General features: G+C 36.7%; 19 protein-coding genes. 11 read left to right on the plus strand and 8 right to left on the minus strand.

What is annotated here, in order from left to right:
* Positions 1-141: 141 nt before the first annotated feature.
* Positions 142-5,274: an ankyrin repeat domain-containing protein gene (locus tag R3E91_05065; GenBank protein ID MEZ5315557.1), complete on the plus strand. Its 5,133-nt coding sequence runs from the start codon at positions 142-144 to the stop codon at positions 5,272-5,274.
* 342 nt (positions 5,275-5,616) lie between these two features.
* On the opposite strand, the gene priA is transcribed toward R3E91_05065, so the two are convergent.
* From priA to R3E91_05080, 3 genes are read right to left on the minus strand one after another with little or no spacing between them, the layout of a single operon-like run.
* The gene (priA, locus tag R3E91_05070; protein ID MEZ5315558.1) at positions 5,617-7,848 is read right to left on the minus strand and encodes a primosomal protein N'; all 2,232 of its coding nucleotides are present in this window, start codon (positions 7,846-7,848) and stop codon (positions 5,617-5,619) included.
* Positions 7,803-8,432: a hypothetical protein gene (locus tag R3E91_05075; GenBank protein ID MEZ5315559.1), complete on the minus strand. Its 630-nt coding sequence runs from the start codon at positions 8,430-8,432 to the stop codon at positions 7,803-7,805. The genes priA and R3E91_05075 overlap by 46 nt, the downstream gene beginning before the upstream one ends.
* A 28-nt stretch (positions 8,433-8,460) precedes the next feature.
* Complete coding sequence (locus tag R3E91_05080) at positions 8,461-8,928, minus strand: DUF367 domain-containing protein (protein MEZ5315560.1); 468 nt, start codon at positions 8,926-8,928, stop codon at positions 8,461-8,463.
* A gap of 99 nt (positions 8,929-9,027) precedes the next feature.
* Here R3E91_05080 and R3E91_05085 point away from each other — a divergent pair, with 99 nt between their 5' ends.
* Both R3E91_05085 and R3E91_05090 read left to right on the plus strand, forming a co-directional pair.
* Positions 9,028-9,516 carry a thioredoxin family protein gene (locus R3E91_05085; GenBank protein MEZ5315561.1) on the plus strand — a complete coding sequence of 163 codons (489 nt, stop codon included), beginning with the start codon at positions 9,028-9,030 and terminating at the stop codon, positions 9,514-9,516.
* Positions 9,517-9,550: 34 nt separating this feature from the next.
* The gene (locus R3E91_05090) at positions 9,551-10,486 is read left to right on the plus strand and encodes a thioredoxin family protein (GenBank protein ID MEZ5315562.1); all 936 of its coding nucleotides are present in this window, start codon (positions 9,551-9,553) and stop codon (positions 10,484-10,486) included.
* A 37-nt stretch (positions 10,487-10,523) separates the two neighbouring features.
* Here the strand turns inward: R3E91_05090 and rnpA are convergent, their stop codons facing one another.
* A complete protein-coding gene (gene rnpA / locus R3E91_05095) occupies positions 10,524-10,886 on the minus strand; it encodes a ribonuclease P protein component (GenBank protein MEZ5315563.1) in 363 nt (120 codons plus the stop codon).
* On the minus strand, positions 10,880-11,017 hold the full coding sequence (gene rpmH, locus R3E91_05100; protein ID MEZ5315564.1) for a 50S ribosomal protein L34: 138 nt from the start codon (positions 11,015-11,017) through the stop codon (positions 10,880-10,882). The genes rnpA and rpmH overlap by 7 nt, the downstream gene beginning before the upstream one ends.
* 114 nt (positions 11,018-11,131) lie before the next feature.
* Between rpmH and rpmJ the strand changes: the two genes are divergently transcribed.
* From rpmJ to R3E91_05115, 3 genes are all read left to right on the plus strand, one after another.
* On the plus strand, positions 11,132-11,269 hold the full coding sequence (gene rpmJ / locus R3E91_05105; protein ID MEZ5315565.1) for a 50S ribosomal protein L36: 138 nt from the start codon (positions 11,132-11,134) through the stop codon (positions 11,267-11,269).
* A gap of 13 nt (positions 11,270-11,282) precedes the next feature.
* Positions 11,283-11,588, plus strand: a complete 306-nt coding sequence (rpsN, locus tag R3E91_05110) for a 30S ribosomal protein S14 (protein ID MEZ5315566.1) — start codon at positions 11,283-11,285, stop codon at positions 11,586-11,588.
* Positions 11,589-11,907: 319 nt separating this feature from the next.
* Complete coding sequence (locus tag R3E91_05115; protein ID MEZ5315567.1) at positions 11,908-12,300, plus strand: hypothetical protein; 393 nt, start codon at positions 11,908-11,910, stop codon at positions 12,298-12,300.
* A 63-nt stretch (positions 12,301-12,363) separates the two neighbouring features.
* On the opposite strand, the gene R3E91_05120 is transcribed toward R3E91_05115, so the two are convergent.
* Positions 12,364-12,768: a DUF4339 domain-containing protein gene (locus tag R3E91_05120; protein ID MEZ5315568.1), complete on the minus strand. Its 405-nt coding sequence runs from the start codon at positions 12,766-12,768 to the stop codon at positions 12,364-12,366.
* Between the two features lie 53 nt (positions 12,769-12,821).
* On the opposite strand from R3E91_05120, the gene R3E91_05125 reads away from it, so the two are divergent.
* The 4 genes from R3E91_05125 (at position 12,822) to R3E91_05140 (ending at position 15,810) form a co-directional block, all read left to right on the plus strand.
* Positions 12,822-13,280: an Asp23/Gls24 family envelope stress response protein gene (locus R3E91_05125; protein MEZ5315569.1), complete on the plus strand. Its 459-nt coding sequence runs from the start codon at positions 12,822-12,824 to the stop codon at positions 13,278-13,280.
* Positions 13,270-13,740 carry a hypothetical protein gene (locus R3E91_05130; GenBank protein MEZ5315570.1) on the plus strand — a complete coding sequence of 157 codons (471 nt, stop codon included), beginning with the start codon at positions 13,270-13,272 and terminating at the stop codon, positions 13,738-13,740. The genes R3E91_05125 and R3E91_05130 overlap by 11 nt, the downstream gene beginning before the upstream one ends.
* 51 nt (positions 13,741-13,791) lie before the next feature.
* A complete protein-coding gene (locus tag R3E91_05135; protein ID MEZ5315571.1) occupies positions 13,792-15,102 on the plus strand; it encodes an NCS2 family permease in 1,311 nt (436 codons plus the stop codon).
* 222 nt (positions 15,103-15,324) lie between these two features.
* Positions 15,325-15,810, plus strand: coding sequence for a disulfide bond formation protein B (locus R3E91_05140; protein MEZ5315572.1), 486 nt, complete (start codon positions 15,325-15,327; stop codon positions 15,808-15,810).
* Here the strand turns inward: R3E91_05140 and uvrC are convergent.
* Positions 15,784-17,586: an excinuclease ABC subunit UvrC gene (uvrC, locus tag R3E91_05145; GenBank protein ID MEZ5315573.1), complete on the minus strand. Its 1,803-nt coding sequence runs from the start codon at positions 17,584-17,586 to the stop codon at positions 15,784-15,786. The genes R3E91_05140 and uvrC overlap by 27 nt on opposite strands.
* Positions 17,587-17,631: 45 nt before the next feature.
* Positions 17,632-20,013 (minus strand): DNA mismatch repair protein MutS, encoded by a 2,382-nt coding sequence (gene mutS / locus R3E91_05150; GenBank protein ID MEZ5315574.1) that lies wholly within the window; start codon positions 20,011-20,013, stop codon positions 17,632-17,634.
* A 49-nt stretch (positions 20,014-20,062) separates the two neighbouring features.
* On the opposite strand from mutS, the gene dnaG reads away from it, so the two are divergent.
* Positions 20,063-21,778 (plus strand): DNA primase, encoded by a 1,716-nt coding sequence (gene dnaG / locus R3E91_05155; protein MEZ5315575.1) that lies wholly within the window; start codon positions 20,063-20,065, stop codon positions 21,776-21,778.
* The last annotated feature ends 17 nt before the right edge of the window (positions 21,779-21,795 follow it).

The raw sequence follows: 21,795 nt of genomic DNA on the forward strand, positions 1-21,795 counted from the left end.
AAACTAAGGAAAGGCAGATTTGCTACCTCTCACATCATTTTTTTTAAAAAAAATCTAACTATCAAAAATAGATAGAAAACAATAGTGATATAAATTAAAATATTTGAATAAAAAAGTATCATTTTTAACATTCAAATTATCATGTCCAATATTGAAAATACTTATAGATTTTGGAGATATCAAGACCAAATTGGTCAGTTTCATCAAAATCCCAGCGCCTACTTGTTGACTAATAAGCTCGGAGAAGCGGGTGGAGTGATTAAGCGTTCTTGGCGTTTGATTACTTGGATTAAACTGAAATACTATGGGGCGAGTTTAGATAGAGATAAAGTTGCTGAGAGAATTAATACGATTTTTCAAAATTTCTGTCCGACCAATGAGCTTCTTAGGGATGGAAGGTGGGTAAATTCGACTATCTCCACATTGCGAGTCCTAGGACATCAATACAAATTGGATCATTTAATTAAACAATTAAGATTTCAATGGGTTTTACCAATTTCAGAGCATGATGTAGATCTAGTTAAAGATCCAAAGAATCATGGTTTCAACTGTGCAGTGAGTCAATATGTTTTAAGATATGGATTAGGTGCTGATTTTGAAGACTGCCCAAACGAGTGTCTTTCAGCCATCAAGGAGATCATGGAGATGGGATGTATTCTACATCCTACTGAAGACTCTCCTTTAGTCGAAGCGATTCTTATTGGGAATGTGAGCGCTTTTAAAGTGTTGTTTAAACAAATAAAAGATCGATGTAATGAATGGCATGGATTGAGAAGCAAAGGTAACCCTTTGACAGTCCTAGCACTTTCTAAAAGCACGGAGATCTTACCTAACTATATAGTTAAAAATTCTATTTTATATCCCAAGATTTATTCTCAACTGGAGCAGAAATCTGAAGAGTCGAGTTATAGGATTTTAGTTAAGCTTATAGAGCATGGATTTGATCCCTTAGCAGCTAATAATAAGGGCAGTCAAGCTCTACACTTTGCCGCTCAATTAAAATACCCGAGTTGTGTCGAGCTTTTGCTGCAACAACCAGGTATAGATATCAATAGCAAAAGTATGGGAGCAGAAGGTAACACCGCCTTAGGTAACACCGCCTTGCATTTTGCTTTAGATTTCGTTGAGATTGATCACCTTTTCTATAATCTAGATGATGCAAAAAATACAGACAAGATTGTGAAACTATTACTCGATAAAGGTGCTCATCATCTGTCCAATCAAGAGGGCATGTGGCCGATCCATCTTGCGGCTAAGCATGGCTATGAAAATTCCTGTCGTTTGCTATTGGAAAAATTTCCAGAGTTTAGCAATCAGCGAAGTAGAGAAGGAAAATTACCGATTGAGTATGCGATACATTGCAACAGTTCTATCATAGTCGAGCAATTATTTAAGCTGACCAAGATTAGTGATGATGAGTATTCGAGATTTTTGATATTAGCCACTACTCATCAGGGGCTGATCCGAAATCCTCACATATTTAAATATTTACTTAAGTTTATAGGTAATTTTGAGATTGATATAGAGCGATTGCTCATGCGGATTATGGAGAAAGATGAAGAGATTGAGGTATGGGTACTTGTCAAGATGGTATTAGAGACTCAAAAGGTCACGGAGAAATCTATAAAGGCTGTAATCGGTCAGGCGAAGCAAAAAGGTTTTGATGATTTCCTTTTTATTCTATTAGAAGATAAGAATTTTCTGCAGATGCATTATCCTATTGAATATCGATCTCCTATTCAGGTTCAACAAGACCGAAGGATAATGAGATATGACAGTTTGATAGATAGAAATAGGAATACATTTGAACCAAAACTTAGAAATATTGTTGGCTCTGTTCTGTCTTCATATTTAAATTTTCAAGATCGAATAAAATTTCTATGTTTATCTAAAAATACCAACAAGGATTATGGCGGTATGATTGGAGTGGTTACGATTGAATATGTGAAAAAGTTTTTTCCTATAGGGGGGTTAAGTTTAGGCAATGGAGAGTTAAACATAGAGTTATCTAGTATTGAAAAAAAAACAGTTGCGAATCAAGTGATTGAAGTCATGTTGAACAATTCCCTGCAGGTTCAACAGCAACTAAAGCCATGCTCTTTGTTTGAGAGGTTTATTACAGCATGTGAAGATCATAAATTGATCAATAAGCAGGAGATTTCAAGAAATGCAAGTGACAAGACTAACCTAGAGGCGATTCAACAGCTAAAAAATAAGCTAAATGAGCCCTCAATGACACAAAAAGCATTGAGAATTCTAAAAACGCATTTCTTGGTGATTAAAATTCTTGCAAAGAATAATCGCTATGCCTTTTGTGACGTTTTGCTAAATGCTAAAGCACATAGAGATAAACTCATTAAAAAACATAGAGATAAATTCTTTAGAGAAGAGCAGAATAGTAACTTAGAAAAAGAGCAGAATCCAATAAATCTAATTGAAGACAGCATTATCTGTATGAAAGATCAGTACTTAAGCGTACCTTTTATACAAGATATATTTAATCAGTTTAATCCATGTACTTTAAACTCAAATTCTAAAGATGATATTTTAACGCCCGGAATAGGTGTGAGTTTTAAAGATCGCCAAGATGAGTATCTTTTACACATCCAGGGAATGATCGATAGGAGAAATGTGAGGCCGTACCTTTTTCCTACTGAAGACTCTCCTTTAGTCGAAGCGATTCTTATTGGGAATGTGAGCGCTTTTAAAGTGTTGTTTAAACAAATAAAAGATCGATGTAATGAATGGCATGAATTGAGAAGCAAAGGTAACCCTTTGACAGTCCTAGCACTTTCTAAAAGCACGAAGATCTTAGTTAAACATTCTATTTCATTTCCAAATATTTATTCTCAACTGGAGCAGAAATCTGAAGAGTCGAGTTATAGGATTTTAGCTAAGCTTATAAAGCATGGATTTGATCCCTTAGCAGCTAATGATCAGGGCAGTCAAGCTCTACACTTTGCTGCTCAATTAAAATACCCGAGTTGTGTCGAGCTTTTGCTGGGCCAACGAGATATAGATATCAATAGAAGTACAGCAGGAGTAAAAGGTAATACAGCTTTGCATTTTGCTTTAGATTTCGTTGAGATTGATCACCTTTTCTATAATCTAGATGATGCAAAAAATACAGACAAGATTGTGAAACTATTACTCGATAAAGGTGCTCATCATCTGTCCAATCAAGAGGGCATGTGGCCGATCCATTTTGCGGCTAAGCATGGCTATGAAAATTCCTGTCGTTTGCTATTGGAAAAATTTCCAGAGAGTAAAAATCAGCGAAGTAGAGAAGGAAAATTACCGATTGAGTATGCTTTTATTGAAGGCCATAAGACCATATTCGAGCAATTAAGCAATCAAAACAAAAAGGATTTGATTGAAAGTTTATCCCAAATGCCTCGAGCGGTTAAATACAAACAAGACCCAATTGCAATCAGCCGAAAGAAAATTAGGAAAACATTGGAAGAAAAGATTACAAATATCCTTCCTGCTTACATTTCTCCCGATAAATACATTGACGATTGTATGGAAATCTTATCTAGAGATCCAGAGGCAGATTATGACAATGTGATTGGAATGGTTATCATTCGAAATGTGAAAGAGTTTTTTCCTATCGCAGGGGAACTTTTAGGAAATCAAAAGATAGAATTAGAGTCATCTAGTATCAAAGCAAGAACAATTGGGAATCAACTTGTTCAAGCGATTTTAGATCATCCCTTGATTGGTGATCATGTAGATCAAGCAGGCAAACATCCTTTTGACCAGCTCATTCAAGTCTGTATCGATCAGAAATTGATCAATGCGCAGGAGGTTCCAAGAGATAAGAATGGCAAGATTGACTTAGAAACGACGGCTCGATGGCTAAAAAATAAGTTAAATGAGCCCTCAAGATTAGAAAAAGCATTAAGAATTATCACAGTGTATTCTTTATTTATTCGAGATCTTATGGATTTCTTGCATGCATCTTATCTCGAAAGAGATAAGAACGAAAAAACTCTACTTGAGAAGACTTTTTTCTTGACTGCCAATCTGATATCTAAGAATACTCTTGACGGGGACACAAAAAACTATATAGAAAAAAACATGAATAGATCTTTTTTAAAGAGAACCACGGGTAATTTTTCTCTGCGTAGCCAAGATGAATATTCTTTATACATCAAGGCGATGATGGACATCGGGAATGTTGTATCTCCTATTGAAACCTCTCCATTCGTTCTGACAATTTTTATGGGGAATGTAGGAGCTTTTGAGGTTTTACTTAAAGAAATCAAAAAGAGGGGATTGCAAGTTATAGAGAAAAAACTAGTTAACCCTTTAACAGTGTTAGCACTTGCTAAAGACGAAAATTTCTTATCTGATTATGTAGGGGGCAATTTATATCTGTATGAAAATGTCCTTTCTGACATGGCAAAGAAATCTGAAGAATCGAGTTATAGGATTTTAGTTAAGCTTATAGAGCATGGATTTGATCCCTTAGCAGCTAATGATCAGGGCAGTCAAGCGCTACACTTTGCCGCTCAATTAAAATACCCGAGTTGTGTCGAGCTTTTGCTGCAACAACCAGGTATAGATATCAATAGCAAAAGTATGGGAGCAGAAGGTAACACCGCCTTGCATTTTGCTTTACAGATCTTGAAACCAAACAGTCCTTTTTATAATGTAGACGATAGAGAGAATACAGACAAGATTGTGAAACTATTACTCGATAAAGATGCTCATCATTTGCCCAATCAAGAGGGCATGTGGCCGATCCATCTTGCGGCTAAGCATGGCTATGAAAATTCCTGTCGTTTGCTATTGGAAAAATTTCCAGAGAGTAAAAATCAGGAAAGCGAAGAGGGGACACTTCCGATTGAGTATGCGATAAGTAACAGCAAGATTGCCGTAGTGAAGGAGTTATTCGACTTGATGACTATTGATGATGATAGGTACTTGGGCTTATTAATTTTATCTGTTACTCAAAAAAGGTCGATCGCAAATCTTCATATATTTAAATATTTGCTTGGGTTTATAGATTGTTTTGAGATTGATGTAGAGCAATTGCTTATCCAGATCATGGAAAATGGTGGAGAAAATAAGATATGGGTATTTGTCAAGATGGTATTAGATACTCAAAAGGTCATGGAACCCTCTATTATGGAGGCTATAGTGGACAGAGCAACGAAGAACGGCTTTAATCACCTCTTAATTGATGTTATTAGAGAAAGTGCTATTTGGGAGAAAGTTCTAAAAAATTCCCATGAGAATGTGCCCAACGCCTACCAATTAAAGGTATGATAAAAATAAGATGGAATATAACTAAAAAAATCCTCTTGCAGAAATCATAGATAGCTATTTTAAGCTCGAGAAAATTTCCTAAGATTTTTTAAGAATATGCAGCTTTAAAAAAGAAGGGATAGAAATCTGGTGCTTTCTTTGTGATTAGTGTTAGATTGGGGGGAGTGATGTGAGTTGTCATCGCTCTATCTTGTGTTTTCTTCTGGGTAAGTCATTCATGTGTCCTCCTTTTTAAATATTAGATCTGATTACTCTTTAGTTCCTAACTACCATTTTCATTTCATTGAATTCTATGGCTAGAAGATCTTGAGTGAGTTTTTCATGGCTCTAGCCAGTTTTAGATTAAAAAAAGGTAGAAAGAGGGTCAATGTCTATATGGACTTTGATCTCTCGAGGTAACCCCTGAACTTGGTCAATGAGGCTCTTTGGAAGAAAAGTTTGAGGCCCACGGATCAGACATTGAAATCGGTAAAGATGTTTAATCTTAGGATATCCACAGGGAACAATAGGGTGGATGAGGTAATATTGATTTAAGATTTTGACAAGTTTTTCACGTACTCGGTTAGCCACTTGGGTTGTAAGATGAGAGTCAGTTCCACTAAATGTAAGTTTCACTAATCGCGAGAAAGGAGGAAACCCAAGTAATTTACGGGTCACTGTTTCGCTTGCATAGAAAGCCTCATAATCTTGTTGAGATGCTTGTTGTATGGTTAAATTTTCAGGCATGCGTGTTTGAATGATCACCTCACCAGGTAATTCACCTCTTCCAGCCCTTCCAGCTACTTGTGTAATTAACTGGAAAACATTTTCTGAAGCACGAAAATCAGGAATCAATAATCCTTCATCTCCATTTAAGACAGTGACAAGGGTTACAGTGGGAAAATGGAGTCCCTTAGTGATAGTTTGGGTACCAATTAAGATATCAGCTTTTCCAGTCTTAAATGTACGAAAAAGGGATTCATGACTGCCTTTATGTCGCGTGGTATCGCTATCAATACGTAGAGTGCGTATCTCAGGAAAGAGAGCGTGTAGAGAGCGCTCTATTTGCTCCGTTCCAACACCTCGGTATTTAAGTGTATCTGTTGAAGAGCAAGAAGGACAGGTATTTGGAAGATCAGAGCGTTGGTAATTACATAAATGGCAAGAAAGACGTGTTTGTTGACGATGGAAGATAAGAGGTAGATCACAGGAAGGACATTTGAAGATATATCCACATTTTTGGCAAAAGAGTGAGGTATGATAGCCACGGCGATTTAAAAAAAGGAGAGCTTGCTCTCCTTTTTCCAACCGCTTCTTTATTCCATCAATCAGTCGTTCTGAGAAATTTGTATATCCTCCTGCTTTCTTAAATTCCTCACGCATATCAACAATTCGAACTTCAGGAAGAGAAGATAGAGTGGCACGTGAAGGAAGTTTAGAGAGTGTGTATTTGCCATTTTGTGTGTTATAATAACTCTCTAAACTTGGGGTCGCTGTCCCTAAAACTACTGCAGCATGACTCAATTTTCCTCTTACTACAGCGACATCTCGTCCATGATAACAAGGGAGGGTTTCGCTCTCTTTATAAGCTTTATCATGTTCTTCATCCACAATAATCAAACCCAAATTTGAGATAGGACTAAAAAGAGCAGAACGGGCCCCAATGACAATTTTTGCTTCTCCACGTCGGATACGATGCCATTCGTCATATCGTTCTCCCTCAGATAATTGATGATGTAACACTGCAATTGAATCATCAAAACGAGAGCGAAATCGTTCAATAGTTTGAGAAGTAAGGGAAATTTCTGGAATCAGCATAATGACACCTCTCCCCATTTTTAAAGATTTATCAATCGCTTGGAGATAGACTTCTGTTTTGCCACTGCCAGTAATTCCAAAGAGAAGATGAGTTTCAAAATACTTATTTTCAATAGTATGAGTAATTTTTTTCAGAGCATCAGCTTGTGCATCATGTAGTTGTTTCGCTTGAGTTTTGAAATACTCTTGCCCTAACAAAGGAGAGCGGTCAACCCGTATTTTCTCGAGATGAAGAATCTTTTTTTTAGCCAAGGTATCAATTGAACTTCGTGATCCCTTGGTTTTTTCTAAAAGATCGGTAAGGAATATTCCCTTATCTTCTAGAAGCATAATTTCTAGTACTTTAGATTGATGGGGGTGAGAATTACGTAAATCAGAGCAAAGTTTTCTGAGTTTTTCTTTTGACTCAAGCCGTTTGACAAAATACTGTTCTTTGTGAGCCATATCTCGTCTCACACTCTTAGGTAAAATACGTCTCATGACTTGTGCTAAGCTAGTGCAATAATATCTACTCATCCATAATCCTAAATCGAATAGATCATTTGGGATCAGTGGCTCATCGGATATCACTGAATGGATCGGTAGAATTTTAGGTAATGTAGTATTTTCTTTGATTTCAATTACATAACCCAGTTGTAACTTTCCACGAACTGGAACTTTTATCTGCATCCCTCGCTTCAATGTTAAAGAATCTGGAATTCCATAATCGAGAGTTTTTCCGATAGCTATGTCTAGGACAACTGAAGCGTATTTTGAAAAGATTTGAGAGTGTTCCATAAATGGCGTTTTAAATCGGGATTATAATAATCAGCAAGAGGAAGCAAGCTAAGATGATCCAATTTTAACAACTGATGCAATTCTGCCCGAGGAAATTTTTGTTTTAAGAGAGATAATGGAGCAAGAATGAGAAGCACATTGTGATCTTTAAGAAGTGTTGCTAGTTCTCCTTTATAAAGAGTTGCAGGAGCAATCAATCTTGTAATCGCTCGTGCCACATTTTGTAGAAACAAAATCTCTTTTTGATTAGTCATTATCAGGCGAATGGGAATATAAAGAGGAAGTTGAGGAAAGAAAGCAGAAAATTTTGAAACTTCTTCTTCTGGAACAGGAAGGGGGGTAAGGGACCACTGAGGAGGTGGAGAGGATGGAGAATGTTTCACTTGACCAGTAGAGGGAGGAGGGATTTTTTTTTCTTTAGGAGTTGTTTGATCTTCCTTATCTAATGGAATGGGTAGGGAATTTGAGGGAAGAGGAGATTGAGGTGGAACTTTACAATCCAAAAAGAGATGACCCCATTCTTCTTTTAAATACTCGATTGTTTCATGAACGAGAAGGATAAATTCTTGGCGATCATCACTCATCTTTGAATTATATCTAAAAAAATTTAAACTAAATGTTTAAGTTAATCAAGGATTGATTTTTTTCCAAAAAATTCTTTTTCCAATAATAGTGATCCAATAAACCTTGAGATTGTCGTCCTGTAATTATGAACGCCATGAAGAGTGCTTCAATTGAAGCTAGCCCGTTTTCTACCTCTTGGCGACGTAAATAGGCAGTTTGAATTCCAGAAGGTAAAGACCGGTAGATCACTGTTTCAGGTATTTCCAGCTGACTCTCCATTTTTTTTACAAGTTTCCAAGTCCCATCTAAAAGCAATAGACCTTGGTTGCGATTCTCCCTAGATAAAATTTGAGGAGCATCAGCAGATAAAAGCACATATCCGTCTATTGGAGGAAGGACTTTGAGAGGATAGGAATAAAAAAGAAAATCTTTGTCTCCTTTTAAAGGAGACAAAGAACACTTTTTCACTCTTTCTTTTTGATGTTGAATGATAATTGTTGGGCATATATTTTTCATATTTAGTAAGTTGTATGTATTTTCAAAAGAAAGTCTACCAATTTTTGTGAGTTTTTGTAAATTAGAGAGAAGTTTTTAGAACCTTATGAGGAGGAAAAAATGAAAAAATATTTTCTCACGGGATGTATATTTGCATTGAGTATGATTCCGATATCTGCTGCTCAGCAGAATGGAAAGAGTCGAGGAGTTATGACCAAGGCTGAAGAGGTTAAACCCATCAAATGGTATGTAGATTATGATGAAGCACAAGCGGTAGCTAAACAAGCAAACAAGCCTCTTTTTTTATTTTTTACTGGTTCTGATTGGTGTGGCTGGTGTAAGAAAATGGATCAAGAAGTCTTCACTTCATCATATTTTTCTCAAGCAGTAGGAGAGGATTTTATATTTGTTGAAGTAGATTTTCCTATGCAAAAAACACTGACTGCCAATCAGCAAAAACAGAATAATGATCTAAAACAGAAATATGGTGTCACAGGGTATCCAACTATGATCATTCTTGATCCTAATGGAAATTTTATTGCCGAAACAAGCTACCAGCCAGGTGGTCCAAAAGCTTATGCGGATTATCTAAAACAATTACTAAATTAGGATCTTCTTAAATGATCTTCATGGAGTCGTAAGTATGCGCATTTTCTTTTTATGTTTTCTTTTCCACTTTTGTCTTGTGTATGGATGGGAATCCGATTATTCACAAGCTTTAGAAAAAAGTCGAGAAGACAAAAAGCCTCTTCTGCTTTTTTTTACCGGTTCTGATTGGTCAGTGCCCTCGATGAAAATCAGGAATGAGATTCTTAACTCTGAAGGCTTTCAACAAAAAATTCGACAGATCTTTCGTTGTGTTGAGATTGACTTCCCTATCCATCAATCTCTCTTTCTTCCCTTACAACAACAGAATGAAGAGTTGAAAAATCGCTTTGCAGTCAAAGATTACCCCACTCTGCTGATTCTTGATGCTAATGAAAGAATGATTAGTCGAATTAACGATTTTCCAGAAAATGGAAAGAGATTAGCTGATGAGCTTTTAAATGTAATGAAACAAGATCATCAACTCTTTCTTGGATTACAAGCGCTACCAAGTGATAAAGAAGAATTACGCGTTCTCTATCAGCTCTCTCAAGTGTTGATGCAAGAGGAAGCACGTAAGACGATTTTATCCGCTGGTATCCAAATGGAGATCCCTTTTTTTCTATTAGAAAATTATCGTTGTTTGATTGAAGAGGGAAAAAAAGAAGCGGCTCTTTTAATGAGAGATAAATTATTACAGTTAGAGGATTACCAAGTCCATTTTACTGTGGCAATGATTGACTTTCAAGAAAGAGCTTTAACTATGAATCCTAATGAAGCGATTAAACCTCTACAATCTTATCTAGATCAATTCGGTCAACAAGACCAACACAATGTCTGGCGAATTGAGATGACAATTGCTCAATTCTATCTCGATGCTGATGAGTGGAAAAATGCACTCAAATATGCTCAAATGGCTTATGAGGATGCGCCTGCGCAATTTCGTCAAGAAATTGCTAGCTCAATGGAGTATATTCGGAGTCAAATTCGTTAAAAATCCCTAAAGAGTTCTTTGTTTAGATAAGGGTTTTTCAAAGATGAGAAAAAATAGAAGAGGATTTAAATACTAAAGTTATCAATTCTTCTTGAATCTCTAAAAATGTGGCCCTTTGAGAAGCAGCAAGCGGATGGACACTAATATGGAGGTTTGAAGGAAGCTTGTGTTGGGAAAGACGAAAAGCCTCACGAAGGAGCCGTTTAAAATGGTTGCGTTGAATCGCTTTCCCATAACGGCGAGAGACAGTGAGCCCAATCTTTGTCAAAGCAGAAGTCGTTTGACGTGTATGAATAGATAAAAACTGCCCCGACTGGTAGACCCCATATTTTTTGCATAGACGAAACTCATGGGAATAAAGAAGACGAGAAGTTTTAGGGAAAAGATACCTGTTTAACAAGGTGTAAGATGGTGACGTTTAGATTGACGACGGCGATTAAGAATCTTTCTTCCATGGTGAGTACTCATCCGTTTTCGGAATCCTGTTTCACGTTTTCGACGTCTTTTACTTGGTTGATAAGTTCTTTTCATGGATCACTCTTCACTTTTTCCGATAAATTTACCAAAAATAAGAAAAATTGACAATTGCAAAGAATAGAGATTTTGAATAAACTCCCTTTTTGATTATAGCAATAGGTCTTGAAGATGAAAGTAAAGAGTTCAGTAAAAGCGGATCCTACGAAAGGCGATAAGTCTGTACGTCGAAGAGGGCGTCTCTATGTCACAAATAAAAAAGATCCCAATCGAAAACAACGTCAAAAAGGCCCAGCCAGAAAAAGATAATTATGAGTAGAAAATGACAAAAAAATCTTCTATTGCAAGACAAAAAAAACGTGAACATCTTGTCCGTTTAAATTTTGAACGACGGTGTGAGATGCGTAAAAGGGCTAAAGACTTGAGTTTAAGTGAAGAAGCACGTGAAGAGGCGCGTTTTGCTTTGAATAAAATGCGCAGAGACACCTCTCCTAGTCGTCTAAAAAATCGATGTCGTTTAACAGGCCGTCCTCATGGTTATCTTCGTAAGTTTCAAATGTCTCGTATCTGCTTTCGTGAACTTGCTGGCATGGGAATGATCCCAGGAGTGACTAAAGCGAGTTGGTAAATGGTTGATATTTCCCTAACAGGGAGTTAGAGGCTCTAATCCATTTTCCTTTTCATCATTTTTCCTTCAACTAGTTAAAAGAAATAAAAATAATTTGAATATTAAATAAAATGCTAACTAATTAAATAAATTTTAGTTTTCAAAACATATTTTATATTAAAACATTTTTTAATTTAAAACAAACTAGATTCTTTAATAGGGTTTTTATTTATAAAAACTTATCTAAACTAAAATAAAAAAAAGATTTAGTATTCATTTTAATGCAAATTTTTGTTAACATTTTTGGTATGTTTATATAACTAGTAATGTAGGAGGAAAAATGTCAAGTGCAGTAGGAAACTTTTTCGGATTAGTAGGTTTTCATCGTAACAATTATAGATTAGAAGATAAAAGTACAAGTATGCATATTGAGGGAAAATATATAAATATTTCCAATGCCATTAACATGATACCTGTCATTGGGAATATCTTGAGTGGTGCGATAGATCTACATAAAGATAACCCAAAAATACAACGTGTAATTGGAGCGGTAAAGTGTACAATAGTAGGAGGGGTGTTACTGGCGGCCCTTGGGATTATTATAACGCTTGGTCGTATTCTCATAGCTGCTTTTAAAGGACTGTATCATTGTTGCGCTAAAAAGAGTGATGGTCAAGAACAACAAACGCTCGGTCAACAAATGTCGATAGAGCACACCAGCGGCCAAGAATAATACTAAAAATTGCAACCCAGGTACCTAAAGCTACCAGGCCTTCTTAAAGAAGGTTTGGTAGCTTTAGGTTATGATTTTTTCTATTTCAGAGATGAGATCAGGCATTTCTATCAGTTGTTTCCATTCTTTCATCCCTTCTCCCCAAACATACGAAGTGTGAAAGAGACGTTTTTCCTGTAAATCTTTTGCAAGATTAGATAGGGGCATTGGCCCTTGTTGAAGATGAGAAGGATCTAGGTAATACCACATTTTTAACCACACTTCGTTCTCTTGTTTCTTTGTAGTAGGAGGTGGGGTTTGGATCTTTGGGGGCAAAATCATTAAAATCAAAATTCCTGGAAGCCCAAACCCTAATCCCAACCAAAACCATGTCAGTGGATGGCGGCCACGTTTTTTTGCAAGGTAGGCAGCAGTACAACCAAAGAAAAACCAAAAAAGCGTTAGATTGAGCAGTTGCATTATTCCCATAAGTGGAATATATTTTAGCTAATTGCTCTCTATATTTCAATCATGAGGTTTCTATGAAAGAGGCTCCTATCGTTGATACGAAAGAATTTGAACTCCCAAAAACCGTATTTAGTCGGGATATTGAAACACGTGTCATTCAAGTGATTATTTTGCAATGTCTCAGTAAAATCCAAGGGGTAGGTTTGATAGAAGGGAATTTGATTGATACTCTTCTTGGACGTACCGATACAGATCGTTTAAAAGGAATTTTTGTTGAGCAAGATAGTAAAAATCATCAGGTGAAAGTCAAAGTGGAGATTTTAGTGAAGTATGGGATTTCTATTCCTAAAAAAGCAGAAGAAGTCCAAACAAAAGTTGTAGAGGAAATCACCCATTTGACAGGGCTTCATGTGGCAACAGTTCATGTGGTCATCAAAGGTTTAGTTCCAGAAAATAAAGAGAAAAAAGAAGAAAGCTATCCTGCTTCTCTTTTGAATCATGAAATTGAAGAAGAGGAAGTAGATGCGTATTGAGCGCATCCTGATTTCGCTCACTGCACTTTTTTTGAGTTGTTTTCTGATTGTCTTTGGGTTTCTTCTCTGGGCTTTCCCGGAGATATTGATCGATCTAGAGAGTGTAGGAGTTTTCTTTTTATCTTTAGGTTTCCTTTTGCTCTTGCTTTTCCTTTTTTTGATGCGCCGCCGCTATCTTTTATTAAAGATGGGAGGAGTTTCTATTGATGAGAGGTTGGTTGTCCATTTTGTTAAAGAAGTTTTAAAAGAGTTATTTCCAAAATCTAAAGTAGATTGTGATGTGATTCTTCATAAACATCAGAAGATGGAAATTTTAGCTAATATCCCTTATCTTTCCGAAGAGAGCTGTGAGCCCCAGTTAGAAGAGATAGAAACAAGGCTTTCAGCTGAACTCCTGAAACATTTTGGATTAAATTATGCCTTTATTTTTAATTTAAATCTGGAAGCAATGTTCAGATGAATGGTCAGCTATTTCAGGCTGTATCATCTAGTTTTTTTCGAGTGATGTATCTTGTTTAAGCAGTTTAAAGGGGGAAAAGATCCTAGAATCAAGGAAGAGATTCTTGCTGGAATTTCAATTTTCTTGATTTTGTCTCATCTTGTATTTCTTGTACCTACGATTTTATCCCAAGGGGGAATAGATTTCGGAGGAGCCCTTGTTGCGACTGCTCTTATGGGAGCTTACGGCTCTTTTATGATGGGACGATTGGCAAACTATCCCTTTGTTCTTGGACCTAGTTTAGCGATGAGTGGTTACTTTACCTATTCCCTTGTCTTAAAAGAGGGGTATAGTTGGGAGCATGCACTTGGGTGCATTTTTTTGACTGGGGTCATTCTTTTATTCCTCAATCTATTGCATATCCGTCAATTTATGATTCGTATGATTCCACGATCTCTACGTTTGGGAGTAACGGCTGGTTTAGGGTGTTTTTTAGGACTCATAGGATTAAAAAGTGCAGGCATAATCCATTCTGATCCTGGTCATTTGATTGTATTCGCCTCTTGTCCACCCATGGATTATATGATCATTGGTTGTGGTATTTTGATAATCAGTATGATGTTGGCATGCCATATTCGCTATGCTTGGCTTTTTGGCATCTTAATCATGTGGATTTTTAGCTTGGTCTTTGGTTGGGTGGAATATCAAGGGATTCTCTCTCTTCCCTCTTCACTGACTCCTAATTTATTCAAATTAGAGATATTGCCTTTTTTTGAAATGAAACATTTTGATGCTATTCTTTCATTACTTTTGATGAGTTTGTTTGAATCCAATAATATTTTGGTGGGGTTAGCTCAGGAAGGAGGATTTTTACAAGAAAAAAAAGGAGATTTAGAAGGATGTCTATTTCCACGTTTATCTCGTGCATTAATTCCAGATACTACCGGAACGATCCTGGCTCCTATCTTGGGTCTTTCTTCTCTCACTTTTTATCCAGAGTCCCTGATTGGAATGCGTCTCGGAGGATCTAGCGGTTTAACCGCAGTGACAGCCTCTTGTTTATTCTTGATCACTCCCTTTTTTACTCCCTTACTCAGCTCGATCACTTTTGTGCCAATTACCCCTGTGCTTCTTCTCCTAGGTTGGATGATGCTGCGTACCTTTTCTCAATTAAAATGGGATGATCTAACTGAATGGTTGCCTGCTATAATCACATCGATTTTTATTTTTCTTACTTTCAGTATTTTAAATGGAATTACTGTAGGTTACCTTTCTTATTGCTTACTCAAACTTTTGTCAGGTCGTTTAAGAGAAGTCCATTGGTTATCATGGGGTATGGCTCTTCTTTTTATCCTAAAATGGTTCTATTTTTCTGGAATCTAATACCTTGTAGAGACTGAAAAAATTAAAGACTTTTTGTTTTATCTTAGTTAGTTTAAAATTAAATTATGATGTCATTATTATATGTATTTGCATCTTTCTCTATTCTTTTTATTTTTTTTCAAAAAAGAAAATATGGAGGAATTTTATTGGTGATCACTTTATTACTTGGAGCCTTAATTTTTTGGTTTCATGTGACAGATACCATTCCTATAAAATTATGATATGGAACGTAATTTAAACGCACTGCTTGTCTATATTCTTACAGCGATTTTAATAGGAGCATTTCTCATTGAAATTTTTGCAGATGAAAGACCGTGTGTTTTGTGTTTTTTAGAACGTCTTGGGATGATCGGAGTAGCCATAGGAGCTTTGATGAATTGTCGATTAGGTCCCCATAAACTCCATTATGGTTTATCTATACTTTCTGCTCTATTTGGAGGGGCTGTGGCTTTAAGACAGATTGCTTTGCACATTTGTCCTGGGTTTCCTGTTTTTGGAAAGTCATTTTGGGGTTTAAACCTCTATACTTGGTCATTTCTGATCTTCTCTTCCTCGATTATCTATATTGCACTGCTTTTGATTAGCTTTGATCAATCAAAAAAATCTAGAATGAATCTTTGGTGTCGTTATGCATTTTTTGCAGCTTTTGGTGTGACTGTAGCGAATATTATTTTTTCATTCTCAGTCTGTGGATGGGGGACGTGCTAATCGTAATGTTTCTATATCTTTTTTTGTGATTCCCTGTATAGATTTCCACTCCTCTTCAGAAGCTTCTAAGATGCGTTTTAAACTGCCAAAATGATTTAATAATCTTTGTTTTTTGATTGGTCCAATTCCGGGTAGATGATCTAATTCACTAGCTAAACTTTTTTTTCTATTTCTTATTCTTTGAAAATGAATCGCAAATCGATGTGCTTCATCACGAATTCTTTGGAGTAGGAGTAAAGTGGGAGAGTCTGGTTTTAAAATTAGGGGGGAGTGTTGGCCTTTTAAAAAGATTTGTTCATGGGCAATTCCACGATCATGACGTCCATGGTCTTTAGCAATACTAATGACATCGATTGTGCTAATATTGAGAGAAGTTAAAATTTCGATAGCTAGATTAAGGTGACCTTTACCACCATCAATAAGTAAAAGGTCAGGAAGAGTATCTTTCTCTTTGCTCCGTTGATAACGACGTATGAGAGCTTCTTTGAGCATTCCATAATCATCAGAAGGAGCCGCAGTTTGGATGGTATATTTTCGATAGCTTTTAGTATCTTTTTTACCCGCTTTAAAGACTACCATAGCACTTACAGCCTCACTTCCAGACATATTTGAATTGTCAAAACATTCAATCCAATCAGGATAGTGTGTTAAACCACAGATTTCTTCAATGTCGAGGAGAGGGGCTTCCTGGAAGTTCATCTTATATTGAAATTGCGCTTTAGCATTTTTCTCTGCCATGTCTAATAAATGGCGTTTCCGTCCTTGCTTCGGATGGGTCAGTGTAGCCCCAACTAGCAAGGCTACCACTTTGCTCAATGGAAAAGGGAGAAGAATTTCATGAGGAATCCGTTTTTGATCTCCATAATGCTGTAAAAGAAAAGAGGTTAGTAAATCTATATCTTCTTGGGCATTATGAATAAAGAGGTGATTATGAGACCCCATGAGCTTGCCTTGACGAAAAAATAACTGTACAACAACAACTTGATCGATTTGACGAAACATTCCAATGACATCAAGATCATGGGTTTGGATCTTCTCTACTTCTTGTTTTTCTAAAGTTTGCTCAATATATTTTAATGTTTGATAAATCTGATCAGCTTTTTCAAATTCTAGATTTTTAATCGCTTGTTGCATATCGGTTTTTAATTTTTTACGAATGGTCGCTTCTTTGCCTTGTAAAAAATTGATCACTTTTTTGACTAACAAATGATAATCCTGTGGATGGCATTTTTGCACACAGGGAGCGCTACATTTTTTCATCTCATATAGAATACAAGGACGAGAACGGCTTGCTAGTTCTTTATCAGAACATTGACGTAAGGGAAAAAGAGAGCGCAAGAGCTCGAGTGTTTGACGTGCGGCATGTCCATTTGTGTAAGGGCCAAAATAAAGATGATCCGGTGAGGCTTCTCCCTTGAAGCGGATCATACGGATCATTGGCCATTGATGCTTATGATTAATCATTAAGCTAAAATAGGTTTTGTCATCTTTTAAGAGGGCATTGTATTTGGGTAGGTGCTTTTTAATGAGGTTATTTTCTAGAATGAGGGCCTCTTTTTCAGAGGAAACCACAATGATATCAATTGTCGCAATTTGTGCAATCAGGTAAGGAACCATCTTTCTTCGGTCGTGACCTGTGGTAAAATATTGCATTGTGCGGCTACGTAGATTTTTTGCTTTTCCTATATAAAGAATCGTGCCCGTCACGCTTTTCATTAAATAGACACCAGGGGATTCAGGAAAATGTTTTAACTGTTGGATGTCAAAAGTCATCATTATTTACCTAATGAGATGCACTAGACCGGATGGTATAATATAAAACTAAAAAAACGTGAGCTGGTTTTCTTTAGGCTGTGTTTTTATTTGCTTTTCATGTCCTTGATGGGATTCAAATTTTTTTAAAATTTGATGGGCTCTTTGAATGACTGATAATGGCAGACCGGCTAGCTGAGCAACGTGGATGCCATAGCTCCTGTTCATTCCACCACGAGACATTTTATGTGTAAAGATAATCTTGTCATTTTCTTCAACTACTGAGGCATGATAATTGAGGATTCCCTCAAATACGCTTTCCAAATCAGTGAGTTCCCAATAATGCGTAGCACACAGAACTCTCACTTCTCTTTTCAGTAGATATTCGATAACTGACCAAGCAATAGAGACTCCATCGTAGGTACTAGTTCCACGTCCAATTTCATCGATGATGACCAAAGATCGGGAAGAGAGATTATGCAAAATACTGGCTGTTTCACTCATTTCGACCATAAATGTCGACTGTCCTTTAGAAAGATTGTCATTTGCTCCAATACGAGTGAAAATTTTGTCAGCAATCCCAATATGCGCATGCAGGCAGGGAACAAAAGAGCCAATTTGAGCCATGATCACAATTAAGGCAACTTGTCGAATATAGGTAGATTTTCCCGCCATATTAGGTCCAGTAATCAACATAATACGATTTTCATGGTTTAATTCTGTCTTGTTAGGAATAAATTTTTCTCTATCTTTGATCTCAACAACTGGATGACGACCTTCTTGAAGCTCGAGTAGTTGACTCATATCCACAATCGGACGCGTATAATGATGACGTTGAGCCACAATCGCAAACGAGACTAGGACATCAATTTGAGCAATTTTTTGAGCCATTTCAAGAATCGTATTTTTGAATTCGGCAATCTCTTCACATAAGCCATTGAAAAGTTTTTCTTCAAGAAGATGAATCTGTTCTTCTGCTAACAAAACTTTGTGCTCATGATCTTTAAGACTTGGAGAAATAAAACGTTCTGCATGGACAAGTGTTTGGCGTTTTTCAAAAGTATTTGGCATTAACGAAGCTTGTCCTTTGCTCACCTCAATATAATATCCAAAAATTTTATTGAATTTCACTTTGAGATTTTTAATTCCAGTCTCTGCTTTAATTTTTGTTTGGTAAGAAGCAAGCCAATTCTTCCCTCCTCTGATCAAATCACGCAGCTCATCAAGCTCTTGGTGATAATTATCTCGGAAAATATCTCCTCCATGGATTCTTGTTGGAGGTTCGTTAATCAAAGCTCTTTGAATTTTAGAGACTAATTCTCGTAAGTTTGGTGAAAGTGGATCGATTGGATCACAATTTTTTAGTGAAAGACTTAAAGCAAGTAAATCGCGAGGTGTTCCATAGCCCGCAACAATTCTTGTAATCAGTCGTTCAAGATCGCGTATACCTTTGAGATGTTGACGTAACTCAGTGATGTGATTGGGAGATTGAAAATACGTTTCAACACGATCTAAACGAGAATTGATCGTATCAATATCTAAAAGAGGATGAGTAATCCAATCTCTAAGTAGCCTTTTTCCCATGGGTGTATAGGTTTGGTCAAGGACTCCTATAAGCGTAGACTGTGAGGATCCGTCCAATGACTCAGTGAGCTCTAAATTTCTTTGAGTCATCCGATCAATTGCCATTGAATCTTTAGCTGATAAGGTTTTGATAGATCTGATATGATGAATAGGAAGGGAAAGTTCTTCATGGAGATAGGTCAGTAAACCACCCGCTGCATTGATTGCTGCTACCATGCCTTTGAGTCCAAATCCATCAAGATGATAGACACCAAAATGGTCCGTCAAATAAGCATAAGCAGATTTATGTTCGAATTGCCATGCCATTCCAATCGAAATAACCGCATGATCGATTTCTCTAAATAAAGTCGCATGTTTTTTTTTAAAGATTTCAGTCGTCAGAATTTCAGATGGTTTAAGACTAGAAAGCTCATTAATGAGCTCCCTTGTATTTTCAAATTCAATGATTTGAAATGCCGAAGTGGTTAAATCTAGAAATGCGAGTCCGAAAATAGAACCCACTTGCGTGATGGAAGCGATGAAATTATTGGCTGTATTAGAACAATGAACCACGGTTCCAGGAGTAATAAAACGGACAATTTCACGTTTGACTAGTCCTTTTGTCGCTTTTGGATCTTCAATTTGCTCAGCGATTGCAACTTTATACCCTTGTGAAACAAGACGATCAATGTAAGTTTCACAAGTCTGCCAAGGCACTCCTGCCATTGGAATCCCTTGGCGTTTTGTAAGAGTCAAATCAAGTACTGCAGATAGAAGCTCAGCATCTTCATGAAATGCTTCATAGAAATCTCCCATCCTAAATAAGAGAATGGCTTTTTTCGCCTTCTTTTTACACTTTTGCCACTGCTCCATCATTGGTGTTGTCATAAGGTCTTGGAGATTACCAATAATTCCCGATTCTTGTACAGTTTAAGCCATGTTTACTAAAGATAGCCTGAGCAAACTTCGTGAGGAAGTCGATCTTATCGAAGTGCTCAATCCTCATGTTGAATTTAAACGCATAGGGAGTGTCTATAAGGCGCTTTGTCCCTTTCATCAAGAAAAAACCCCCTCTTTTGTCGTACAGAAAGGGCAGTCTTATTACCATTGTTTTGGATGTGGTGTGCATGGAGATGCTGTCCAGTTTTTAATGAGCTACCTTAATCTTTCTTTCGTAGAAGCAGTAGAATCTCTGAGTGAACGTTTTCATCTTCCACTTGAGCGCGAAGATAAAAAGCATGAAAAAGGTGTCAATAAAACCCTACTCAAAGAGTGTTTAACCACGGCATCGCGTTTTTTTCACGAATACCTGCTTTTTTCTGCAGAAGGTAGAAAAGCACTCCAATATCTCTTTTCTAGGGGGATAACTCTCGATTTTATTCGAACTTTTGAAATTGGGTATGCTCCTGTCTCATCTTTATTATTTCAGGTCATTAAAGAAAAAGAAATTCTAATGGACACTGGTTTACTGCAAGAATCTGGCCATCTTTTTTTTCGTCAAAGAATCACCTTTCCTATCCGAGACCATCTTGGAGATGTGATTGGTTTTTCAGCACGTAAAATTGATGAAACTACCTTTGGAGGGAAATATATCAATACCCCTGAAACCTCTCTATTCAAGAAGTCTCGGCATCTTTTTGGCCTTAATTACTCACGTCGGAGGATTGCTAAAGAAAGACGAGTGCTTCTTGTAGAAGGACAAATTGATTGCCTTAGATTGATTGAATCTGGACTAGATCTGACAGTCGCGGCGCTAGGAACAGCATTTGGTGAGGGACATCTAAATTTTTTAAGACAATTAGGCATAAGAAAAGCCTACATTCTCTTTGACTCTGATCATGCAGGCATCTCAGCTGCTTCAAAAGTAGGGGATCTTTTTCAAAAGAGGGGAATTGAAGCCTTGATAGTCCACTTTCCAACTGGGTATGATCCAGACACCTTTCTAACTACATTTGGAGTTGAACCTCTTTTTCCTCTCTTAGATCAGGCAGAGAATTATCTTTCTTTTCAATTAACTTTTTTATCCCAACAGATCGATCTTCATTCTCCATCTGGTAAAGCTGAAATTGTTAAAAATCTTAAATTACAAATAGAAACTTGGGAAGATCCTATCATGGTGCATGAAACTCTGCGTAAACTTGCCTCTATGCTTGAACTCCCTGAGGAAATGGTGGGGATTAAACAAAATTTTTCTTCGAATTTTTTCATAAAACACAAGGGCATCCATCCATTACAACCATTCGATCCTGACCGGATTCTTGAAATGGATTTGCTCCGTTGGCTGATATTAATGGGAGAAAAATTTTATCAAACAGCCCGCCATTACTTAAAACCATCGTATTTTTTTGTTCCGGTCTGTCGTCTTATTTTTGAAAAAATTATTGAGAATGAGAAAGTTGATCTCCTTATTTTAGCTACTCAACTAGAAGATCCATTAGTGATTGATGAGATTTTAAAAAAGAAAGTCAATAAAGAGCGTGCTGAAGTCCATTTTCTAGAAACCATTCAAAAAATACTTGATAGAAATTGGATGCAAACACGCGAAGAAATTAAAAGAAAGATGCACAATGGAAAATATTCCGAGGAAGAAATTCTTGAATTAGCAAAAAGATTTGATGGGTTGAAGCGGGAAGTCTGTATAGAATTCATCTAATTCTCTTATAATAATTC

Source organism: Chlamydiales bacterium, from assembly GCA_041395025.1.
GTDB lineage: Bacteria > Chlamydiota > Chlamydiia > Chlamydiales > JAAKFR01 > JAJACP01.